This is a genomic window from Rhodanobacter sp. DHG33 (assembly GCF_014843005.1).
In the GTDB taxonomy this organism is placed as follows: Bacteria; Pseudomonadota; Gammaproteobacteria; order Xanthomonadales; family Rhodanobacteraceae; genus Rhodanobacter_A.
Genome location: NZ_JACYXM010000006.1, coordinates 232877 through 250982, shown reverse-complemented (window position 1 = coordinate 250982; position 18106 = coordinate 232877). Strand labels below are relative to the sequence as shown.

At 64.1% G+C, this 18106-nt stretch carries 9 protein-coding genes; 6 read left to right on the top strand and 3 right to left on the bottom strand.

The window, feature by feature from the left end; genetic code table 11:
• Positions 1-130: 130 nt before the first annotated feature.
• A complete protein-coding gene (locus IHE46_RS12645) occupies positions 131-2449 on the bottom strand; it encodes a GH92 family glycosyl hydrolase (RefSeq protein ID WP_192165279.1) in 2319 nt (772 codons plus the stop codon).
• A 165-nt stretch (positions 2450-2614) separates the two neighbouring features.
• On the opposite strand from IHE46_RS12645, the gene IHE46_RS12640 reads away from it, so the two are divergent.
• The 6 genes from IHE46_RS12640 (at position 2615) to IHE46_RS12615 (ending at position 12882) form a co-directional block, all read left to right on the top strand.
• On the top strand, positions 2615-3673 hold the full coding sequence (locus IHE46_RS12640; RefSeq protein ID WP_192164998.1) for a LacI family DNA-binding transcriptional regulator: 1059 nt from the start codon (positions 2615-2617) through the stop codon (positions 3671-3673).
• A 22-nt stretch (positions 3674-3695) separates the two neighbouring features.
• On the top strand, positions 3696-5012 hold the full coding sequence (gene fucP, locus IHE46_RS12635; protein ID WP_192164997.1) for an L-fucose:H+ symporter permease: 1317 nt from the start codon (positions 3696-3698) through the stop codon (positions 5010-5012).
• A 14-nt stretch (positions 5013-5026) separates the two neighbouring features.
• Positions 5027-6001 (top strand): carbohydrate kinase, encoded by a 975-nt coding sequence (locus IHE46_RS12630; RefSeq protein WP_192164996.1) that lies wholly within the window; start codon positions 5027-5029, stop codon positions 5999-6001.
• Between the two features lie 11 nt (positions 6002-6012).
• Positions 6013-7248 carry an AGE family epimerase/isomerase gene (locus IHE46_RS12625; RefSeq protein ID WP_192164995.1) on the top strand — a complete coding sequence of 412 codons (1236 nt, stop codon included), beginning with the start codon at positions 6013-6015 and terminating at the stop codon, positions 7246-7248.
• Positions 7249-8123: 875 nt separating this feature from the next.
• On the top strand, positions 8124-11204 hold the full coding sequence (locus tag IHE46_RS12620) for a TonB-dependent receptor (protein WP_192164994.1): 3081 nt from the start codon (positions 8124-8126) through the stop codon (positions 11202-11204).
• Positions 11113-12882, top strand: coding sequence for a tetratricopeptide repeat-containing sulfotransferase family protein (locus IHE46_RS12615; protein WP_225563033.1), 1770 nt, complete (start codon positions 11113-11115; stop codon positions 12880-12882). The genes IHE46_RS12620 and IHE46_RS12615 overlap by 92 nt, the downstream gene beginning before the upstream one ends.
• A 294-nt stretch (positions 12883-13176) precedes the next feature.
• Here the strand turns inward: IHE46_RS12615 and IHE46_RS12610 are convergent, their stop codons facing one another.
• Both IHE46_RS12610 and IHE46_RS12605 read right to left on the bottom strand, forming a co-directional pair.
• Positions 13177-16197, bottom strand: coding sequence for a TonB-dependent receptor (locus IHE46_RS12610; protein WP_192164992.1), 3021 nt, complete (start codon positions 16195-16197; stop codon positions 13177-13179).
• A 469-nt stretch (positions 16198-16666) separates the two neighbouring features.
• Positions 16667-18088: an alpha-L-fucosidase gene (locus tag IHE46_RS12605; RefSeq protein WP_192164991.1), complete on the bottom strand. Its 1422-nt coding sequence runs from the start codon at positions 18086-18088 to the stop codon at positions 16667-16669.
• Positions 18089-18106 lie beyond the last annotated feature (18 nt).

The window sequence follows — 18106 nt, the reverse complement described above, 5'->3', positions numbered from 1 at the left end:
TGCGCAGGTTCGAGGCCAACAGCCAGCCGCCGCGTTTCGGACGACTCACCGCGCTGTACGCAGCCCCTTTCCCTCAGGAAGGGGGCATCCGCCATGTTGACGCGCAGCGCGACCGCTCGCGAGGCACGAATTACTGCTTCCACCCGCTCATCGATGTCGGCCGCGCCGAGGTCGCCGTGCCCCATTGCTTGTTCGGCTCCGCCTGCATCACGAAGCGCAGCTCGCCACCGGCGAGGATGTCGCCGTGGCGCAGGTAGACGCGGTCCAGCGGCTTGCCGTTGAGCGTGACCGAGCCGACGTACGGATGCGCGTCGTCCAGGTGCTCGGCCACCACGGTGAAGGTACGTCCATTCGGCAGGTGGATCGCCGCCTTCGGCACGAACGGCCGGCCGATGGCGTATTCGTCGCTGGCCGGCGTCACCGGATAGAAACCCAGCGCGGTGAAGATGTACCAGGCCGACATCTGGCCGAGGTCGTCGTTGCCGACGAGGCCGTCCGGCTTGATGCCGTACTGGCTGTCCATGATCTGCTTCAGCCGCTGCTGCGTCTTCCACGGTGCGCCGGCGTAATCGTAGAGATAGGCGATGTGGTGGCTGGGTTCGTTGCCGTGCGCGTACCAGCCGATCAGGCCGGTGATGTCTTCCACGTTCTTGAAGATGGACGGGTCGACCTTGGCGTCGAACATCTGGTCCAGCTTGCTGACGAACTTCGCGTCGCCGCCGTAGGCCGCCACCAGGCCGGCCACATCCTGCGGCACATACCAGGAGTACTGCCAGGCGTTGGCTTCGGTGTAGTCGCTACCGTAGGCCGCGGAAGCGGGATCGAACGGCGTGCGGAACTGGCCGTTGCTGAGCTTCGCGCGCATGAACCCGGTCTGCGGATCCCACACGTTGCGCCAGTTGGCCGCGCGCTTTTCGAAGGTGGCGTAGACATCGTTCTTGCCCAGCGCCTTGGCCATCTGCGCGATGGCCCAATCGTCGTAGGCGTATTCCTGGGTCTTGGAGCCGGCTTCCGTTTCCTTGTCGATGGGCACGTAGCCGAGCTTCATGTAGTCGGCGAGATCGCCGTAGTTGCCGTAGGTGGCGGTGGACACCATCGCCTTCAGCGCCTGGTCCGCGTCGAAGCCGCGCACGCCCTTGATGTACGCATCGGCGATGATCGCCACCGCGTGGTAACCGGTCATGCACCAGGTTTCCAGGCCCTGGTACGCCCACACCGGCAGCATGCCGAACGGGCTGGCCTTCTGCGCGGCGATCAGCGAACGGATGAACTGCGTGCTGAGGTCGGGCCGCAGCAGCACCATCAACGGCTCCTCGGCGCGGTACACGTCCCACATCGACCAGCTCGAATAGAAGTCGAAACCGGCCGCCTTGTGCACCTGGTGGTCGGGGCCGCGGTATTCGCCGTTCACATCCATGCTCAGCGTCGGCGCGAGCATGGCGTGGTAGAGCGACGTGTAGAAACCGGTGCGCTGCGCCGGCGAGCCTTCCACGTCGATGGCGGACAGTGCCTTGTTCCACGCCGCGGTGGCATCGGCATGGCGGGCGTCGAAATCCCAGCCCTTGCCGTCCTGGTCGAGGTTGGCGACGGCGTTGGCCTCGCTCACCGACGAGATCGCCACCTTCACCTGCAGCGGCTTGTCCAGCTGACCGAAGTCGAACACGCCTTCCAGCGCGCGGCCGTTCTCGGCGTCGCTGTCCTGCGGCTGGTTGCCCGGTCCCTTGAAGCCGTTGTAAAGCACACCCGTCTCGCGGTTGTACAGCGTGCGCGAGGTCATCGGCTGGTCGAAGCGCATTGCGAAGCACAGCTCGCGACCCGGGGCCCAGCCGCGCGTGGTGCGGCAACCCGTCACCGTGCCGTCGGCATGCACGCGCAGGTCGGACCACAGCACTTTGCCGGGGTAGTCGTAGATGCTGGGGCGGAAGTCGAGCAGCAGGTGCGCCGGCTTGCCCTTGGGGAAGGTGTAGCGGTGCCAGCCGACGCGCGGCGAGGTGGTGAGCTCGGCGCGCACGCCATAATCGCTCAGGGTGACCGCGTAGTAGCCGGCCTGCTCGACCTCGGTGTCGTGGCTGAAGCGCGAGCGGTAACCGCTGCCCGGCTTGTCCGCGTCGCCCGGATCGAGCTTCACGTCGCCCGCGATCGGCATCACCAGCACGTCGCCCAGGTCCGAATGGCCGGAGCCGGAGAAGTGCGTGTGCGAGAAGCCCATGATGGTGGGATCTCCGTACTGGTAGCCCGAGGCCCACTTGTAGGCGTGCTTGAAGTCCGGCATCGCGGTGTCGGGGGACAGCTGGATCATCCCGAAGGGCACCGTCGCGCCAGGGAAGGTATGGCCGTCGCCGCCCGTGCCGATGCGCGGGTCGACCGCGGCCGCGTTGCCGCCGCTGGCCGCCATCGCGCCGGTGGACAGCAGGGCCAGCGAGGTCGCCATCGCCAGTACCGAACACATCTGCTTGCCGCGCTGTTTCATGCGCCTCACCCTGTCTGGATTTTTAGATCGTTCCAAGTCCCGAACGCTAGCATCGCTCCGCACATCCATGCATGTTGCATCGCGGAACCGCATGCGGCAGGCTTCCGGTACATTTTGATCGTTCCAATCGCCCAAACGACGAGCATGGCCACGGACAGCACGCCTCACGCCAACCGCAAAGTAACCCTCGCCGACATCGCCGCAGGCTGCGACGTCTCGCGCGCCACCGTGTCGCTGGTGCTGCGCGGCAGCCCGCTGGTGAACAAGCTCACGCGCGCCCGCGTCGAAGAAGAATTGCGCAGGCAGGGGTACGTGTACAACCGTGCCGCCGCCAACCTGCGCCGGCGCACCTCGTCCAGCATCGCACTGGTGCTGAACGACCTCGCCAACCCGTTCTTCGCCGAGTTCGCCACCGGCGTGGACGAGGCGCTGGGCGGAGGCGGTTACGTCACCCTGCTCGGCAGCACCGGCGAATCGGTGACGCGCGAACAGGCCGTGCTGGGTTCGCTGCTGGAACACGACCCGGCGGGCGTGATCCTCTCGCCCGCCGAAGGCAGCGATGCCGGCCAGGTGCTCAGGACCATCGGCGTGCGCACGCCGCTGCTGCTGTTCAACCGCGAACTCGCCGGCAAGGTTTCGCCCGACGCGCCGTGGGACCGGCTGATGCTGGACAACCAGCGTGGCGCACGCCTGGCCACCGAACACCTGATCGCGCTGGGCCAGAAGCGCATCGCCTTCTTCGGCGGCCATGCCGCCTCCAGCTCCTGCCAGCAGCGCCATGCCGGTTACGTCGAGGCGATGAAGGCGGCCGGCCTGCGCATCGAGCCGCATTGGCGCATCGAATGCGCACCGAACCGCGTGGACGCCGCGGCGCAATGCGGTGCGCTGTTCTTCGAATCGCCCGCCCCTACGGCCGCCGTCTGCTACAACGACGCGGTGGCGCTGGGCCTGATGCTGGGCCTGTACCAGCGCGGCATCCAGCCCGGCCGCGACTTCGCCGTCACCGGTTTCGACGACATCGCCGAAGCCGGGCTCAGCGCGCCGCCGCTCACCACGCTGGCCTCCACGCCGCGCGCGCGCGGCAAGCAGGCTGCCGAATTGCTGCTGCAGCGCCTGCGTGAGCCACAAGCCGAACCGCAACGCATCGTGGTACCGGTGCAACTGGTCGTGCGCGGCAGCAGTTGCCCGCCAGCTACCGCCTGATCTTCCGTCCCTGGGGAAACGAATGGCCTTTGCCTCCGCTCCATCGCCTTCTTCCACCGTGAGCAACGGTGCCGACAGCGGCCGCTACACCGACTACCCCGGCGCATTCGCGGTCACCACCGCGGTGTTCTTCATGTGGGGCTTCCTCACGGCGTTGAACGACAGCCTGATCCCGCATCTCAAGGCGGTGTTCGAGCTGGACTACACCCGCGCGATGCTGGTGCAGTTCACCTTCTTCGGCGCGTACTTCCTGATGTCGCTGCCTTCGGGCTGGCTGGTGGAGAGGCTGGGCTTCAAGCGCGGCATGGTGACCGGTCTGGCGATCGCCGGCGTGGGCGCGGCGGCCTTCTGGCCCGCGGCGCAATGGCACAGCTACGCGCTGTTCCTCGGCGCGCTGTTCGTGCTGGCCACCGGCATCACCGTGTTGCAGGTGGCGGCCAATCCGTACGTGGCCCTGCTCGGCCCCGCGCGCACCGGCTCCAGCCGCCTCACCCTGGCGCAGGCGCTGAACTCGCTAGGCACCACGCTGGCGCCGCTGTTTGGCGCCTGGCTGATCCTCTCCAACACGGTGCTGAGCGGCGCGCAGATCGATGCGCTGCCCGCCGCGCAGCAGCTGGCCTATCGCACCCACGAAGCGCAATCCGTGCAGGGGCCATACCTTGGCCTGGCGCTGGTGCTGGTGCTGCTGGCGGTGATCGTCTGGCTGTTCCGCCTGCCCTCGCTGTCCGAGAACACCCAGCTGGCCAGCGGCGGCAAGCACACTCTGCTCGACGCGTTGCGCGTACCGCACGTGAAGTTCGGCGTGATCGCGATCTTCTGCTACGTGGGCGCCGAGGTGTCGATCGGCAGCTTCATGATCAACTACATCTCCCTGCCGCAGATCGGCCACATCAGCGAGCAGCAGGCTTCGCACTACGTGTCGCTGTACTGGGGCGGCGCGATGGTCGGCCGGCTGTTCGGCTCCGCGCTGCTGGCGTGGCTCGATCCGCGCAAGCTGCTGGCGGCGTTCGCCGCCATTGCCGGCCTGCTGGTGGTGACCAGCATGCTGAGCTCGAGCAACGTGGCGATGGTCAGCATCATTGCCGTCGGCCTGTTCAACTCCATCATGTTTCCCACCATCTTCGCGCTGGGCATCGAACGACTGGGGCCGCTCACCGACAAGGCGTCCAGCCTGCTCATCATGGCCATCGTCGGCGGCGCGCTGGTGCCGCTGCTGCAGGGCGTGCTGGCCGACCAAATCGGCATCCAGCACGCCTTCGTGCTGCCGCTGCTTTGCTACGCCTACATCATTTTCTACGGCCGCAGCGGATCGAAGATCCGCGACGCCGCCGTCCGCTAAGGGTTATCCGCACCATGCCTTCCGTACTCTGCTTCGGCGAAGCACTGATCGATTTCCATGCCGAGGGCCGCGACCCGCACGGTTATCCGCGCGCCTTCGTGCCCTTCGCCGGCGGTGCACCCGCCAATGTGGCGGTGGCGGTGGCGAAGCTGGGCGGCGCCGCACGCTTCGCCGGCATGCTGGGCACCGACCTGTTCGGCGACCTGCTGCTGGACAGCCTGAAGCACGCCAACGTGGACACCCGCGACGTGGAGCGCACCGGCGAGGCGAACACCGCCCTGGCCTTCGTGGCGCTGGACGCGCACGGCGACCGCAGTTTCAGCTTCTATCGGCCGCCTTCGGCCGACCTGCTGTTCCGTCCCGAGCACTTCCACGCGGATGCATTCGACGACACCGCCGTCTTCCACATCTGCTCCAACAGCATGACGGAACCCGCCGCCGCGGAAACCACGCGCGAAGGCATGCGCCGCGCGCGGGCTTCCGGCGCCCTGGTGAGCTTCGACCTCAACCTGCGTCCCGCGCTGTGGCCGCGCAACGTGGATGCGCGCGCGGATGTCTGGCCGGCATTGCAGCTTGCCGACCTGGTGAAACTCAGTGCGGAAGAATTCGCGTGGCTGGCGGTGGACGGCGAAGACGCCTTGCTGGAGCGCCTGTGGCAAGGCCACACGCGCCTGCTGATAGTCACTGACGGCCCCAACGCATTGCGCTGGTTCCACCCTGACGCCGATGGCGAACTGCCCGCCTACCGCGTGCCGATGGTGGACAGCACGGCCGCAGGCGACGCCTTCGTGGGCGGCCTGCTGCAGCAGCTGGCCGAACAGCGGATCGGCGCAGGCGACCTCGACACGCTGGTCACTACGCTGCCGCGCCTGCACGCCACGCTGCGCTACGCCGCCGCCGCCGCCGCGATCGCGGTGACACGGCAAGGCTCGTTCGTCTCGCTGCCCACCACCGACGAAGTTCTTGCCTTCATGGCATCCCATTCCTGAGTCCTGCATCCATGCCCCACGTACTGCCCGCCACGCCGCTGCCCGATTTCAATTCGCCCGCCTTCCTGCGCCGGCACATCGCCGACACCATGGCGTTCTACCACCCGCATGCCATCGATCCCGCCGGCGGCTTCTTCCACTACTACAAGGACGACGGCACGATCTACGACCGCAGCCATCGCCACCTGGTGAGTAGCACGCGCTTCGTCTTCAACTACGCGATGGCGGCCATCGAGTTCGCCGACGACGCGAAGCTCGCCGCCGAATACCGCGATGCCACTCGCCACGGCCTGAGCTACCTGCGCGACGTGCACCGCAATGCGCAGAGCGGCGGCTATGCATGGACGATCCGCGACGGCGTGGCGGAAGACCGTACCAACCATGCCTATGGTGTCGCCTTCGTGCTGCTGGCCTATTCCAGCGCGCGCAAGGCCGGCGCCGCCGAAGCCGCCGCGTGGATGGACGAAACCTGGGATCTGCTGGAACGCCGCTTCTGGGACGCCGAGGCAGGCCTGTACCGCGACGAGGCCGATGCCGACTGGAACTTCAGCAGCTATCGCGGCCAGAACGCCAACATGCACATGTGCGAGGCGATGCTCGCCGCGTACCAGGCCAGCGACGATGTGCGCTACCTCGACCGCGCGCTCACGCTCGCCGACCACATGACGCGCCGCCAGGCCGCGCTGGCCGATGGCCTGGTGTGGGAGCACTACGACGCGCAGTGGCGCATCGACTGGGACTACAACAAGGACAACCCCAAGCACCTGTTCCGCCCCTGGGGCTTCCAGCCCGGCCACCAGACCGAGTGGGCCAAGCTGCTGATGATCCTCGAGCCGCTGCTGCTGGAACGCAACCGCGAGGAACACTGGATCCTTCCCGTCGCTCGCCACCTGTTCGACACCGCGGTGAAGCATTCCTGGGACGAGGTGCATGGCGGCCTCTGCTACGGCTTCGCGCCCGACGGCAGCGTGTGCGACGACGACAAGTATTTCTGGGTGCAGGCCGAGTCGCTCGCTGCCGCCGCCCTGCTCCATGCACGTACCGGGGACGCCAGCTACTCCGCATGGCACGACAAGCTGTGGGCCTATTCGTGGAAGCACTTCGTCGATCACGAATACGGCGCCTGGTACCGCATCCTCACGCGCGACAACCGCAAGTACAGCGACGAGAAGAGCCCTGCCGGCAAGGTGGACTATCACACCATGGGCGCATGCTACGAGCTGCTGCAATTGCACGGGCGCCGATAACGGCACCCGACTTCAACGATCATCTGCCGTTCTCGCCGAACGCCCACGCCGAGTGCCGGGCCAAAGAAGAACAAAGCTCACCGCGAAATGCCATGGATGGCCAGCCTTCTTCGCCACTCGCTCCGCTCAAAGGAGCGCTGGATTCCCATCGATCATTCTCGAATGAGATCCGAGCATGGGAATAACGGCCACGCCTCCACATTGCCATTAACTGGCCACCGCGAAGCCGTATGACCTGACTGACTGCGACATTGCGCACGGTTGTGCGCAAAAGGAAAGTACGCTTGGCGCTCATGGGTTGCCCGCAGGCATCTAACCGATGCGCCCTGCCCGATAATCCCCGTGCATCGTCATCGACATTATCGTCAATAACGCGGCATTCCAGCAGCCCATCACTTAAACGCTCGCATTATTTCCGGATCCAGGAATATCGGGATATGTGATGCCGACGCGCTGAATTCGTCACCAAATCACCCTTGATTTCGGCCGCGCGAAGAAGCCTGTCGCACGCAGCACGAGCTCCCTGCGGACCAGTCGTTTTGCCATACAAATTTAGATCAATACAAATTCCTGTTGACAAAGAGATGTCGCTGTTTTATCCATAGTGGGCGCAGTATCTTTCCGTGAAATTTAGATCGATCTAAATTCCTGGGGAGATACAGGGGAGGTCTAGGGGAAAAGACGGCGTGGCGACTGTCCGGTCTGCGGCACACACCTGCAGCCAAGCCAGTCTGCAATTCCCGGAACGATGCAAAAGGTCCATGGCAACCACCATGAACCGCGGGCGGATTTGTGCCCCTCGAAACACCGAAACAACGGGGCGCTCAATTACTCAATTGACAGCGAAGCCAATAGGCGAAGGGAGGGGGAAACCCATGTATCGCAAGAGTGTGCTATCCACGGCAATTGTCGCGACGCTGTTGGTCAGCAGCGCGGCGTACGCGCAGGCCATTACAGGCGGCGTCTACGGCAATTTGCCCGAGGGCAAGAATGTCACGGCAGAAGTAACCAATCCGGCGACGGGCTACGACAGCACTGCGCATGCCGATGCCAACGGCCGCTACGTGGTTACCGGCCTGATGCCCGGCGATTATGTCGTCAAATTGCTGCGCGACGGTCAGGTCGTCGATCAGCGCGGCGTGAGCGTGCTCGCCGGCTCCAACAGCGCCGTCGTTTTCGCGAGTGCGGCCGGCAAGAACGTGACCAACCTGAACTCGGTGACCGTCAACGCCAGCCGCCCCACGGTCAATGCGATCGACGTCACGACCAGCCAGCAGGTGCAGACCTGGACCTCGACCGAGATCAACCGGCTGCCGCTGATCAATCCGGATCTGCTCGCCGTGGCTTCGATGCAATCGAACGTGGCCGCCATCACCAGCTCGCACGGCAACTCGCCGCAGTTCAATGGCGCATCGGGCACAGAGAACCGGTACTTCATCAACGAATTCAACGTGACCGACATGCAGCAGGGAGGCGCGCCGGACAAGATCCCGAACGAAGCCCTGGCCAGCGTGTCCACCATCAACGGCGGCATGGACGCGAAGTACGGCAGCGCCATGGGCGGCATCGTCTCCGGCACGATCAAGCAGGGTTCGAACGACTTCAAGGGCGGTGTCGATCTCGCGTTCACGCCAGCCTCGGGCATGCTCAACGAGAACCTCAAGACCACCTACAACCTCAACGGGCAGATCGTAAACAACAACCAGGCCAATCACTGGTCGCCCAGCCTGCTGCAGGACTACTGGGCATCCGGCCCCATCGTGAAGGACACGCTGTTCTTCTACGCGTTGGCCGAACTCCAGCCGAACAACTACGCCCAAGGCGTACAGGGCAGCACCCCGACCACAACCGTCGACAGCTCGAACAAGAACCTCAACACCAATCGCAACAAACAGTTCCTGATCAACCTCACCTGGAACATCGCGCCCGGCCACACGCTGAACGTGTTCGGCGATCGCCAGACCGCCTACCAGGCACAATCCCAGTACCCGCTGGCCACGCCGTTCGACGCCTCCAGCGCGGCACCCGCGCTGCAGAACTGGAGCGGCAATGCGTGGCACGACAAGATGCTGGTCGCCAACTACCACGGCCAGATCACCGACACGTTCTCCGTCACGGCGATGGCTGGCACCTCGCAGCAGTATTTCTCCAGCTACAACCTGTACGGCATCGACGTCCCGAACATCACGTTCAACGACCCGGACACGGGAAAGAACACGAATCCGCCGCACAACGGTGCAGGCAGCGACTACGTCCTGAAGTACCGCATGATGGGATCGCGCATCGACTTCACGTGGGATCCGAGCGAAAACCATGAAATCACGTTCGGCGCCGAGCAATACAGCCCCAGCATGGCGCAGTCCAATATCCCGAACCCCAACACGTACACCTTCACCTACTGCAGCACGGCGACGGGCCCGACGGAGGCCTGCGTCATCAACGGCCAGACCATCAACCCAGCCACCGGCCAGCCGTTCGCGCCGGGCACGAAGTACGTGACGTCGAACTACGCGCCGCGCATCTACTACAACACCTCTCCCACTTACGGCTACTACCTGGCCGACAGCTGGCACTTCGCCGACAACTGGACGGGATACTTCGGCGGTCGTTACGACAACTACGCCATGACCGACAACATCAACGTCAAGATGTACAGCAAGGGCAACTTCGTGCCCCGCGTCGGTGTGGCCTGGGATGTCCACGGCGATTCCAGCCTGAAGATCGGCGCCAGCGCGGGCGAATACAGCGAAGGCATCCCGCTCTACTTCAATGCCTATGGCGGCACGCCGGGCGCGGGCTACATCCACACCAACACCTACTATGTGTACACCGGTGTATCGCCCGATGGCGTCCCGACCGGCCTTACCCAGGTGGGCGGCGTACAGGGCAGCAACGGCAGCGGCCTGCACTACCTGACGCCCAACCAGTTCATTTCGACCACGACGCAGAACGCGAAGCTTCGCCAGTTCGTGGTCTATGCCCAGCAGAAACTGGGCGACAACTGGGTCGCCGGTGCCTCGCTGTTCACCAGCAAGCTCACCGGCCTGCCGAACATCGACGGCAACACCGGCCAGCTGGCCAGCTACCTCAAAGCCCACGGCTATCCGAACGCCTCGCTGCTCGGCGACTACCTGATCACTCCCGGCAAGGACATCACCATTCCGGTGCAGTTGAACGGACCCAACAGCCCGCTGAGCATGTACACCTTCCCGGCCAGCTATCTTGGCTATCCGTCGCTGCATCGCCGGATCTACCAGGCCAGCCTGACCCTGGATCACGCGTACTCCGACGACGAGCCCTACTACCTCAGCGCCTCCTACACCTGGCGCAACGAGTTCGGCAACACCGATGGCACCACCGACTACGAGGGCGGCGGCAACAACACCGGTGCCACCGGCTACGACGGCGCGCTGTCGAGCTCGGCCTTCCTGCAGGGCGCAGGCGGTCGGCTGGGCGACGATATCCCGTCGACGTTCAAGGTGTTCGGTTACTACAAGTTCGCCCACTACGGCGAGTTCCTGAAAGGCCTGCGCGTAGGCGGTGCACTGACGTATTACGCGGGCGGCCCGATCGACTGTCTGTCGAACTACCCGTACCCGAACAGCACGGACATCTCGTCCGGGCAGACCAACAACAACAACGCGTTCTACTGCAACACCCTGCCGAACGCGCTGAACGGCAATCCGACGTCGAACACCATCATCTATACCCGCGGCAGCTACGGCCGCCTGCCGTCGTACAAGCAGGTAGATCTGGACATCGGTTACGACTGGGCCTACGACAAGAACAGCTTCTCGCTGGATCTGAAGGTGATGAATCTCTTCAACAGCCAGACCGTGACCTCGTACAACACCAACATCACGAATGGCGGCCAGTACAACGCCGCCTTCATGTCGCCGAACACATTCCAGGCAGGACGCGTCGGCCAGTTGGTGTTCCGCTGGCAGTTCAACTGACCGCCAGCGTTGCATCTTGCTTGACAGCGATGCCCCCATGTCTCAGACATGGGGGCATCTTTGTGCTGGCCTGGCAGCATTTCCGGAGGCGAATTTGAACCCGCTATTGCAAGGCCTGGACCCGACTGCCGCGAATCGGGTGATCGCCGCCGCACAGGCTCTGGAGATGCATCGCCCCGATCAGGCCGCGATTCAGCTGGACCCGGTGCTGTCCAGCCATCCCGATCATCCCGAAGTCCTGCGCCTGCATGCCAGCCTGCTGAGCCTGCGCGGGGCACACCGCGCCGCCTTGCAAGCGATGCGGCGCGCTCTGGAGCAGCGACCGCGGGAAGCCCTCTACCACAACGCCTATGCCCTCTTCCTCGCGGAAGCCGGCGAACTCGAACAGGCCATCGACGGCCTGCGTCGCGCATGCGAGCTGCAGCCTAGCTTCGTCATGGCCTGGTACAACCTGGGCCTGTTCCTCACACGCAGCGCGCGTTTCGGCGAAGCGAAGCAGGCGCTGCAGCACGCCGTGAAACTGGCGCCCGGCTATGCGGCCGCACGCGCGCAGCTTGCCGACCTACTGCGCATGGACAATTGCCACGAGGAAGCCATCACCGAATACCGCAAGCTGCTGGCCGAGCAGCCATGGACAGGCATGGCCTGGTGGGGCCTGGCGGAAATCAAGACGCTGCGCCTGGAGCAAGGCGACAGCGATGCCATCCGGCACGCGCTCATGCACCCGCGGGCCGGCGACGGCGATCGCGTCGCGATGGGTTTCGCCTTGGCCAAGGCCCTCGACGACCAGGGCCGCTACGCCGAGTCCATGCAAGCACTCGCAACGGCCAATGAAATCGCCCGCAGACACAGGGCATGGAATGCGGCAGGTTTCGCCTCGACGATGGCCGCGATCCGGGCCGCGAACTGCAACGGCGACGCCGGGGAAGCACTGGGTGCGGAAGTGATCTTCATCGTGGGCATGCCACGTTCGGGATCGACCCTGGTCGAGCAGATTCTCGCCTCGCATTCCAGGATCGAGGGCGCCGCGGAGCTGGCCGACCTGCCCCTGTTGATCGCCGAGGAATCGGCCAGGCAACGAAAGCCCTACCCCCAATGGCTGCCGGATATGAGTGCCGACGATTGGCGGCGACTGGGACAGCGCTACCTGGAGCGGACCGCACGTTGGCGCGAGCATCGTCCGATGTTCACCGACAAGCTGCCCAACAACTGGATGCACATCGGCATGATCCGCGCGATGCTGCCGGCGGCGCGCATCGTCATCGCCCGCCGCGATGCCCTGGAAACCTGCTTCTCGTGCTATCGGCAGTACTTCCCTGGCAACGACTACACACGCAGCTTCATCGATCTGGCCGCGTACTGGCGCAGCTTCGATGCCGCAGCCAGCCACTGGGCGAAGCAGGCTCCTGAGCACGTGCATGAGCATGTGTACGAAGACCTTATTCACAATCCCGAAAGCGGGATCCGCCGCCTGCTGGAATTCTGCGGCCTGCCGTTCGAAGAGACATGTCTGCGCTTCAACGAAACACGGCGTACCGTAGCCACCCCCAGCGCCATGCAGGTGCGACAGCCATTGCGTACCGATACGGCACGTGCGCCGCGCTATGGCGAATTGCTGAATCCCCTGCGCGAGGCGCTGGAGCTTCCGCTGTCGATGACCGCGCCGCGCAATGGTTGATGCATCGTTTGCGAGGTCGCTTTTCGGCTAAACGCAGCGATGTGGCAGGAACAACGGGATATCGCTCACCGCACTAGCGGACATGCGGAGCCTTCTGCCGTCGGCGAACACCTTTAGAGCGGCCGCATTACTCAATCGTTTCACATACCACGCTTGGGCTTACATAGTCGCAATAGGCTCGCTTGGAGACACGACCATGCAACAGGAATACCGCGCTCAAGATCGAACGCAAAATCCCCACAAAAAACGCCCCGGCAGAGCCGGGGCGCGGGGGAAAGCCCAACCTGAGAGGGATCAGTTGAGCTTGTAATCAAAGGTCAAGAACAACTCACGACCGTCGTACTCGCTGCCGGTCTGTCCGGTCGTGACGAACTCGAAGCCGCCGGCGTAGTACGGGATCGAAGAGACCCTGTTGAAGATATTGGATACCGTGAAGCTCAGCTTGGTCTCCGGATTGATTTGCCAGCCGATCGAGCCGCTCCACGTGATCCACGTCGGTACATGGCCGTAGTACAAGGTGTCAGCGACGTTTGCCCCGCCGATCTGGCAAGCGCCGGTATTGACCGTCGTCCCGTCGGGGCTGACGACAGTCACCGGGCTCGGCTGGATGCCATTGGGCAGCGTGTTGCAGTTACCGTAGCCTGGCGCGCGCATGCGGCCATCGCGCACGCCGGAGAGCGACGCGTTCCAGTCGCCCTTCTGCCAGGTGCCGATCCAGGTGACCCTGCTCGCCACATTGTTGTAGCGAGTGTTCAGCAACGGGTCGGAAGACAGCACGCGCTGCTTGTACGCGAGGTTGTCGGTGTAGTTGACGCTGGTGGTGAAATTGCCGTAATCCTCGGTATTCAGCCTGTACTGCAGCGAGGCATCGACACCACTCACGTACAGCGAGGCCTCGTTGATCGGGCCGGATTGCACCGAAGTGATCTGGCCTGCCGCATTGCGCTGCACATCCCCTATCACCATCTGGCAATACGCCGATCCCCGAACGTGCGCGGTGTACGGCGACAAACCCGTTGAGCCGTCCGCCAGATAGCCGGTAAGGCAGCCAGCCTCGTCCTGGAGCACGGTGCTCTGACTGATGTACTCGATGGCGTTGTCCACGCCCATGTGCCAGTAGTCGGCAGACACCGACAGACCCTCCACGCCCGGAACCTGCCACACGAAACCATAGGTCCAGGAGTGGCCGGTCTCCGGCACCAGGTCCGGGCCGCCGACCGTTCTTTGCTCGTACCACTGCGACTGGGGACGTTGAATACTGCCGTTGCACCAGGTGCTCGAGGTGTTGCCCGCCTTGATGGCGTTGATGCACTGCAGATTATCCTCGTAGATGCCTTGTGGTACGACGGAGCCGCCCTGGTAGATCGCCGCCATGTCCGGCGCCTTGAAATTGGTTCCGTAGCTGCCGCGGATCAGCAGGCTGTCGAACGGACGCCATTCGAGGCCGGTGCCCCAGGTGCGGGCAATGTCGGCGCTGCTGGCGTCGTGGTACTTGTCGAGGCGGCCGGAGATGGTCCAGGTCAGCGAGTTCACGATCGGCACGCGGAACTCGGTGCCCAGCGAAAAGCGCTGGCGACTGCCGCCGCCAAAGTTGTCGTTATAGAAGGGATCCACGAAGGTCGCGCCATTGGCCTCGCGCGGATCCGGCGACAGCAGGAAATCGTTGTCCGCAGCTTCCACCACGGCTGCCCAACCCACCGACTCGTCCACCCACGGGAACTTGAACAGGTCGCCGTTGACGCGGAACTGCGCCTGGTTCAGCGACGACTCCGCCGTGTTCTCGCCATTGACCGCGAACTGGCTGTATTGCTGCGGCGTGATGGGGTTCCAGAAGCGCTGCCAGTTGATGGCATAGATGGGCAGTCCACCGGCGGTGGTTCCCATTTGCTGGCCGAGGAAGAAGTTGTTCATGGCCGCCTGGTCCATGCCCGTAAAGTCCTCGCGCACGATGTACTTCTGGCTGTTGACGCTGAAGTCCCAGTTGAAGTTGCCGTCGAACATGGTGCCGCGCAGGCCGGCCGTGATGTTCCAGTTCTGCTCGCGGTCATGGGTATTGGCGGACGTGCCGATTTCCTGCGCGGTCAACTGGCGGTCGAGCGCATTGATGGTTTGCCCCGTGCTCGAGTCATAGAACGGGCTGCCGTAGCCAAAGAACGGCAACTGGGTCTGGGAGATACCCACCGTGTCGTACAAGGCCGCCGAACCGTAGAGTTGCAGGCCATTGCTGAAATCGTATTCGCCGGCCAGGTAACCGTTGGTGGTGCGGCTGCCCGGCGTCAGCACCCAGTTCTGGAACAGGTTGGGCTGCGAGCAGAAGGCGCCGTTGTCGGTCGTCCCGGTGATCTGGGTGCCGCTGGTGCTGACGCTGTGCGACTCGCTCAACTGCGAGTTGCTGAACTTGCCGCAGGTGCCCGCCGGCGGCGTGATGTACTGGCCATTGCCGTTCGTCGCGGAGAGGGCGATGGCGCCGGCCGGAGCGTACTGGTAGCCGAACATGCGGTCGGCCGAGTTCCAGGCACCGTAGCCTGCATCGGACACCGAATCCTGGTACGGACGATCGCTACCCCACAAAGCCGTGCGGTTGGACTTCTCCACGTTGTAGAGAATGTGCCAGTTTTCGCCGGACTCGCCGCCGAAGAAATTGATGTCGCCATAGGAACGGCCGCCACGGGTAGCGCCGCCGCCGGTGACTTGCAGATCGTTACCCTGGTAGTTCTTCTTCAGGATCACGTTGACGACGCCCGCCACCGCATCCGAACCGTAGATCGACGAGGCACCGGAGGCCAGGATCTCGACATGGTCGATCATGCCGCTAGGCAGGTTTGCGTAGTTCTGGAAGCTGCTCTGCGCGCCCAGCGGCTGCGGGTAATCCACCACGCGAACGCCGTTGATCAGCAGCAGGCTGAAGCCCGCACCCAGGTTGCGCAGATTCACCGGGCGCGCATTCACCGCGGTGGCTCCCCAACTGGCGGGATCCTGCGGCGGCTGGCCCATCTGCGGCAGCGAGTCCAGGAATTCCCACAGCGTGGTGAAACCCTGCTGCTTGATCTGCGTACCGGTGATGGTGACCACGGGCGCGGGACCTTCGACTTCCACGCGCGGAATCATCGAACCGGTGACGGTGACCGTCTGCAGGTTCTTCGCCTTGCTCTGGTCAGGCTGCGCGCTGGACGGGTTCGCCTGCGGCGTACCGGACTGTGCGGACTGGGTATCGCCCGACGAAGCCGTCTGCGCCTGCACGGCGAGCGGCGACAGCAAGGCGATGGAAAGCGCACTCACGAGTGCACTGCGACGCAATGCGATGGCTTGACGCATGGAAACCCCTCCCAAAAAATTTGTTGATTGTCGTTTTCGCGTGGCCGGCGAGAACACCCCCCTCGTCCAGCCCTGCTTGACTCGATTTCTTGCCCAGCCCCGATTGAATCGTGTCAATCAACACGGGATCCATGCGTTATCGCGATCACCACAGCACCACGGAATCGACTTGGATTTCATGCCATCCAGCACGGCCGTGAATTTTTCCGGTCGTTTAGATCGATCCATATATGAAGCTACCATTCACCCATGAACGATGCAAGCCGCATTGCAATATGACCAATTCGGCGGCCGGCACGCCCTCGACAAGGCCAATTGGCACCGGGCACCCGCAACCCATCGCACCCTGCATGGGCGCCAAGGGCGGCTTCGAGGAAGATTGCGGTTGCGCCTAGGTTTCGCTTGCCGCCGCAAGCCCTGCCCGTTCGGACGAACCTGCTGCCGCGCTCCGTCAGCCGCGGCAGGCCAATCAGTTGCTCTCGATCGGCTTCACTTCGTCGCGGAACAGCTTCACCGGCCCGTCGAGCGTGAGCGCCAGCACGGTGACCTCGGAGTCCAGCGTCTCGGGCGGCACAGTGACGTAGAGCAGTCCCGGCACCTTGCTCCAGTAGGCCTTGCCTAGCACCTGCGTATCCAGCGTGGTGCCGTTGCCGACCACGCGTGCATGCAGCACGCGATTCATCAGTCCCTTCACCAGCACCGGGCCGTTCGGGCGCCCGTCCACGAACAGATACAGCGTGCTGCCGTCTTTCGACAGCGTGCTGGAACCGGCGTAGTAGTCCTTGGGAATGCCGGCCTGCGTGCCGTAGATCGCCTCGGCGTTCTTGTGCGTCCAACGGCCGATTTCCTTCAGCGTGTCGACCTCCTGCTGCGGGATCGTGCCGTCGGGACGCGGGCCGATGTCCAGCAGCAGGTTGCCGCCCATGCCGATGGTGTCGGCGAGGATGCGGATCAGCTGGTTGGCGCTCTTGAAGTGGTCGTCGTTCGGCTGCCAGCCCCAGGAATTGTTCATGGTCATGCACAGCTCCCAGTATTTCTGGGGCGGCGGCGTGATCGGCACGCCCTGCTCGGGTGTGGCGTAGTCGCCATAGCCCGCGAGGCGCGAGTTGATGATGGCCATGGGATTGCGCGCCAGCAGCATTTCGCGCACCTGCTTCGCATGCCACTCCTCGGCGCTGTGCTCCCAGTCGCCGTCGAACCAGTACAGGTCGGGGTTGTAGCGCTGCGACAGATCCTTCAACTGGCCCTGGTAGTACTTCACGAAACGATTCCAGCGCGCGGGATCGGCCTTGGCGTCGTAGCGCGACTCGGTCTTGGTAAAGCCCGGATAGTCCGGATACGACCAGTCGATCAGCGAGAAGTACAGGCCCACCTTGACGCCGTCCTTGCGCAAGGCCTGCACGAACGGCCCGACCAGGTCGCGCCGGGCCGGCGTGTCCTTCACCACGTTGAGGCCCTGCGCGGTATCCCACAGCGCCACGCCGTCATGGTGCTTCGCGGTGAGCACCGCATAGCGCGCGCCGCTTTCGCGGATCAGGTCGGCCCAGGCCTGCGGGTGGTAGTTCGCCGCGGTGAAGCCCTTGAGCTGCTGCATGTAGTGGTCGTAGCTGACGTAACCGTCGAAGAACGACCACGACTCGTCGATGCCGTCCACCGAATAGATGCCGTAGTGGATGAAGATGCCGAACTTCGCATCCGCGAACCATTGCATGCGCTGTGCTTCGGTGGGTGCGGTCGCCGATGGTGGCGATGTATCCGCCGGCGTCGCGGCATGTACGCCTAGGCTGGCGCAGGCACAGGCGGCCAGCAGGGCGATCCGTCGCCCGAGATGATTCCGCTTGGATTTGCGAGGGAATGTCTTGAAAAGCGGTTGTTGCAATGGACAGGGCATCTTCTGGGATCGCAGGTA

What these genes read in the sequence shown, in the direction of transcription:
- fucP (WP_192164997.1), top strand. Translation starts at nt 3,696, where the DNA reads ATGGCCTTTGCCTCCGCTCCATCGCCTTCTTCCACCGTGAGCAACGGT.
- IHE46_RS12620 (WP_192164994.1), top strand. Translation starts at nt 8,124, where the DNA reads ATGTATCGCAAGAGTGTGCTATCCACGGCAATTGTCGCGACGCTGTTG.
- IHE46_RS12630 (WP_192164996.1), top strand. Translation starts at nt 5,027, where the DNA reads ATGCCTTCCGTACTCTGCTTCGGCGAAGCACTGATCGATTTCCATGCC.
- IHE46_RS12610 (WP_192164992.1), bottom strand. Translation starts at nt 16,197, where the DNA reads ATGCGTCAAGCCATCGCATTGCGTCGCAGTGCACTCGTGAGTGCGCTT.
- IHE46_RS12605 (WP_192164991.1), bottom strand. Translation starts at nt 18,088, where the DNA reads ATGCCCTGTCCATTGCAACAACCGCTTTTCAAGACATTCCCTCGCAAA.
- IHE46_RS12640 (WP_192164998.1), top strand. Translation starts at nt 2,615, where the DNA reads ATGGCCACGGACAGCACGCCTCACGCCAACCGCAAAGTAACCCTCGCC.
- IHE46_RS12615 (WP_225563033.1), top strand. Translation starts at nt 11,113, where the DNA reads ATGGCGGCCAGTACAACGCCGCCTTCATGTCGCCGAACACATTCCAGG.
- IHE46_RS12625 (WP_192164995.1), top strand. Translation starts at nt 6,013, where the DNA reads ATGCCCCACGTACTGCCCGCCACGCCGCTGCCCGATTTCAATTCGCCC.
- IHE46_RS12645 (WP_192165279.1), bottom strand. Translation starts at nt 2,449, where the DNA reads ATGTGTTCGGTACTGGCGATGGCGACCTCGCTGGCCCTGCTGTCCACC.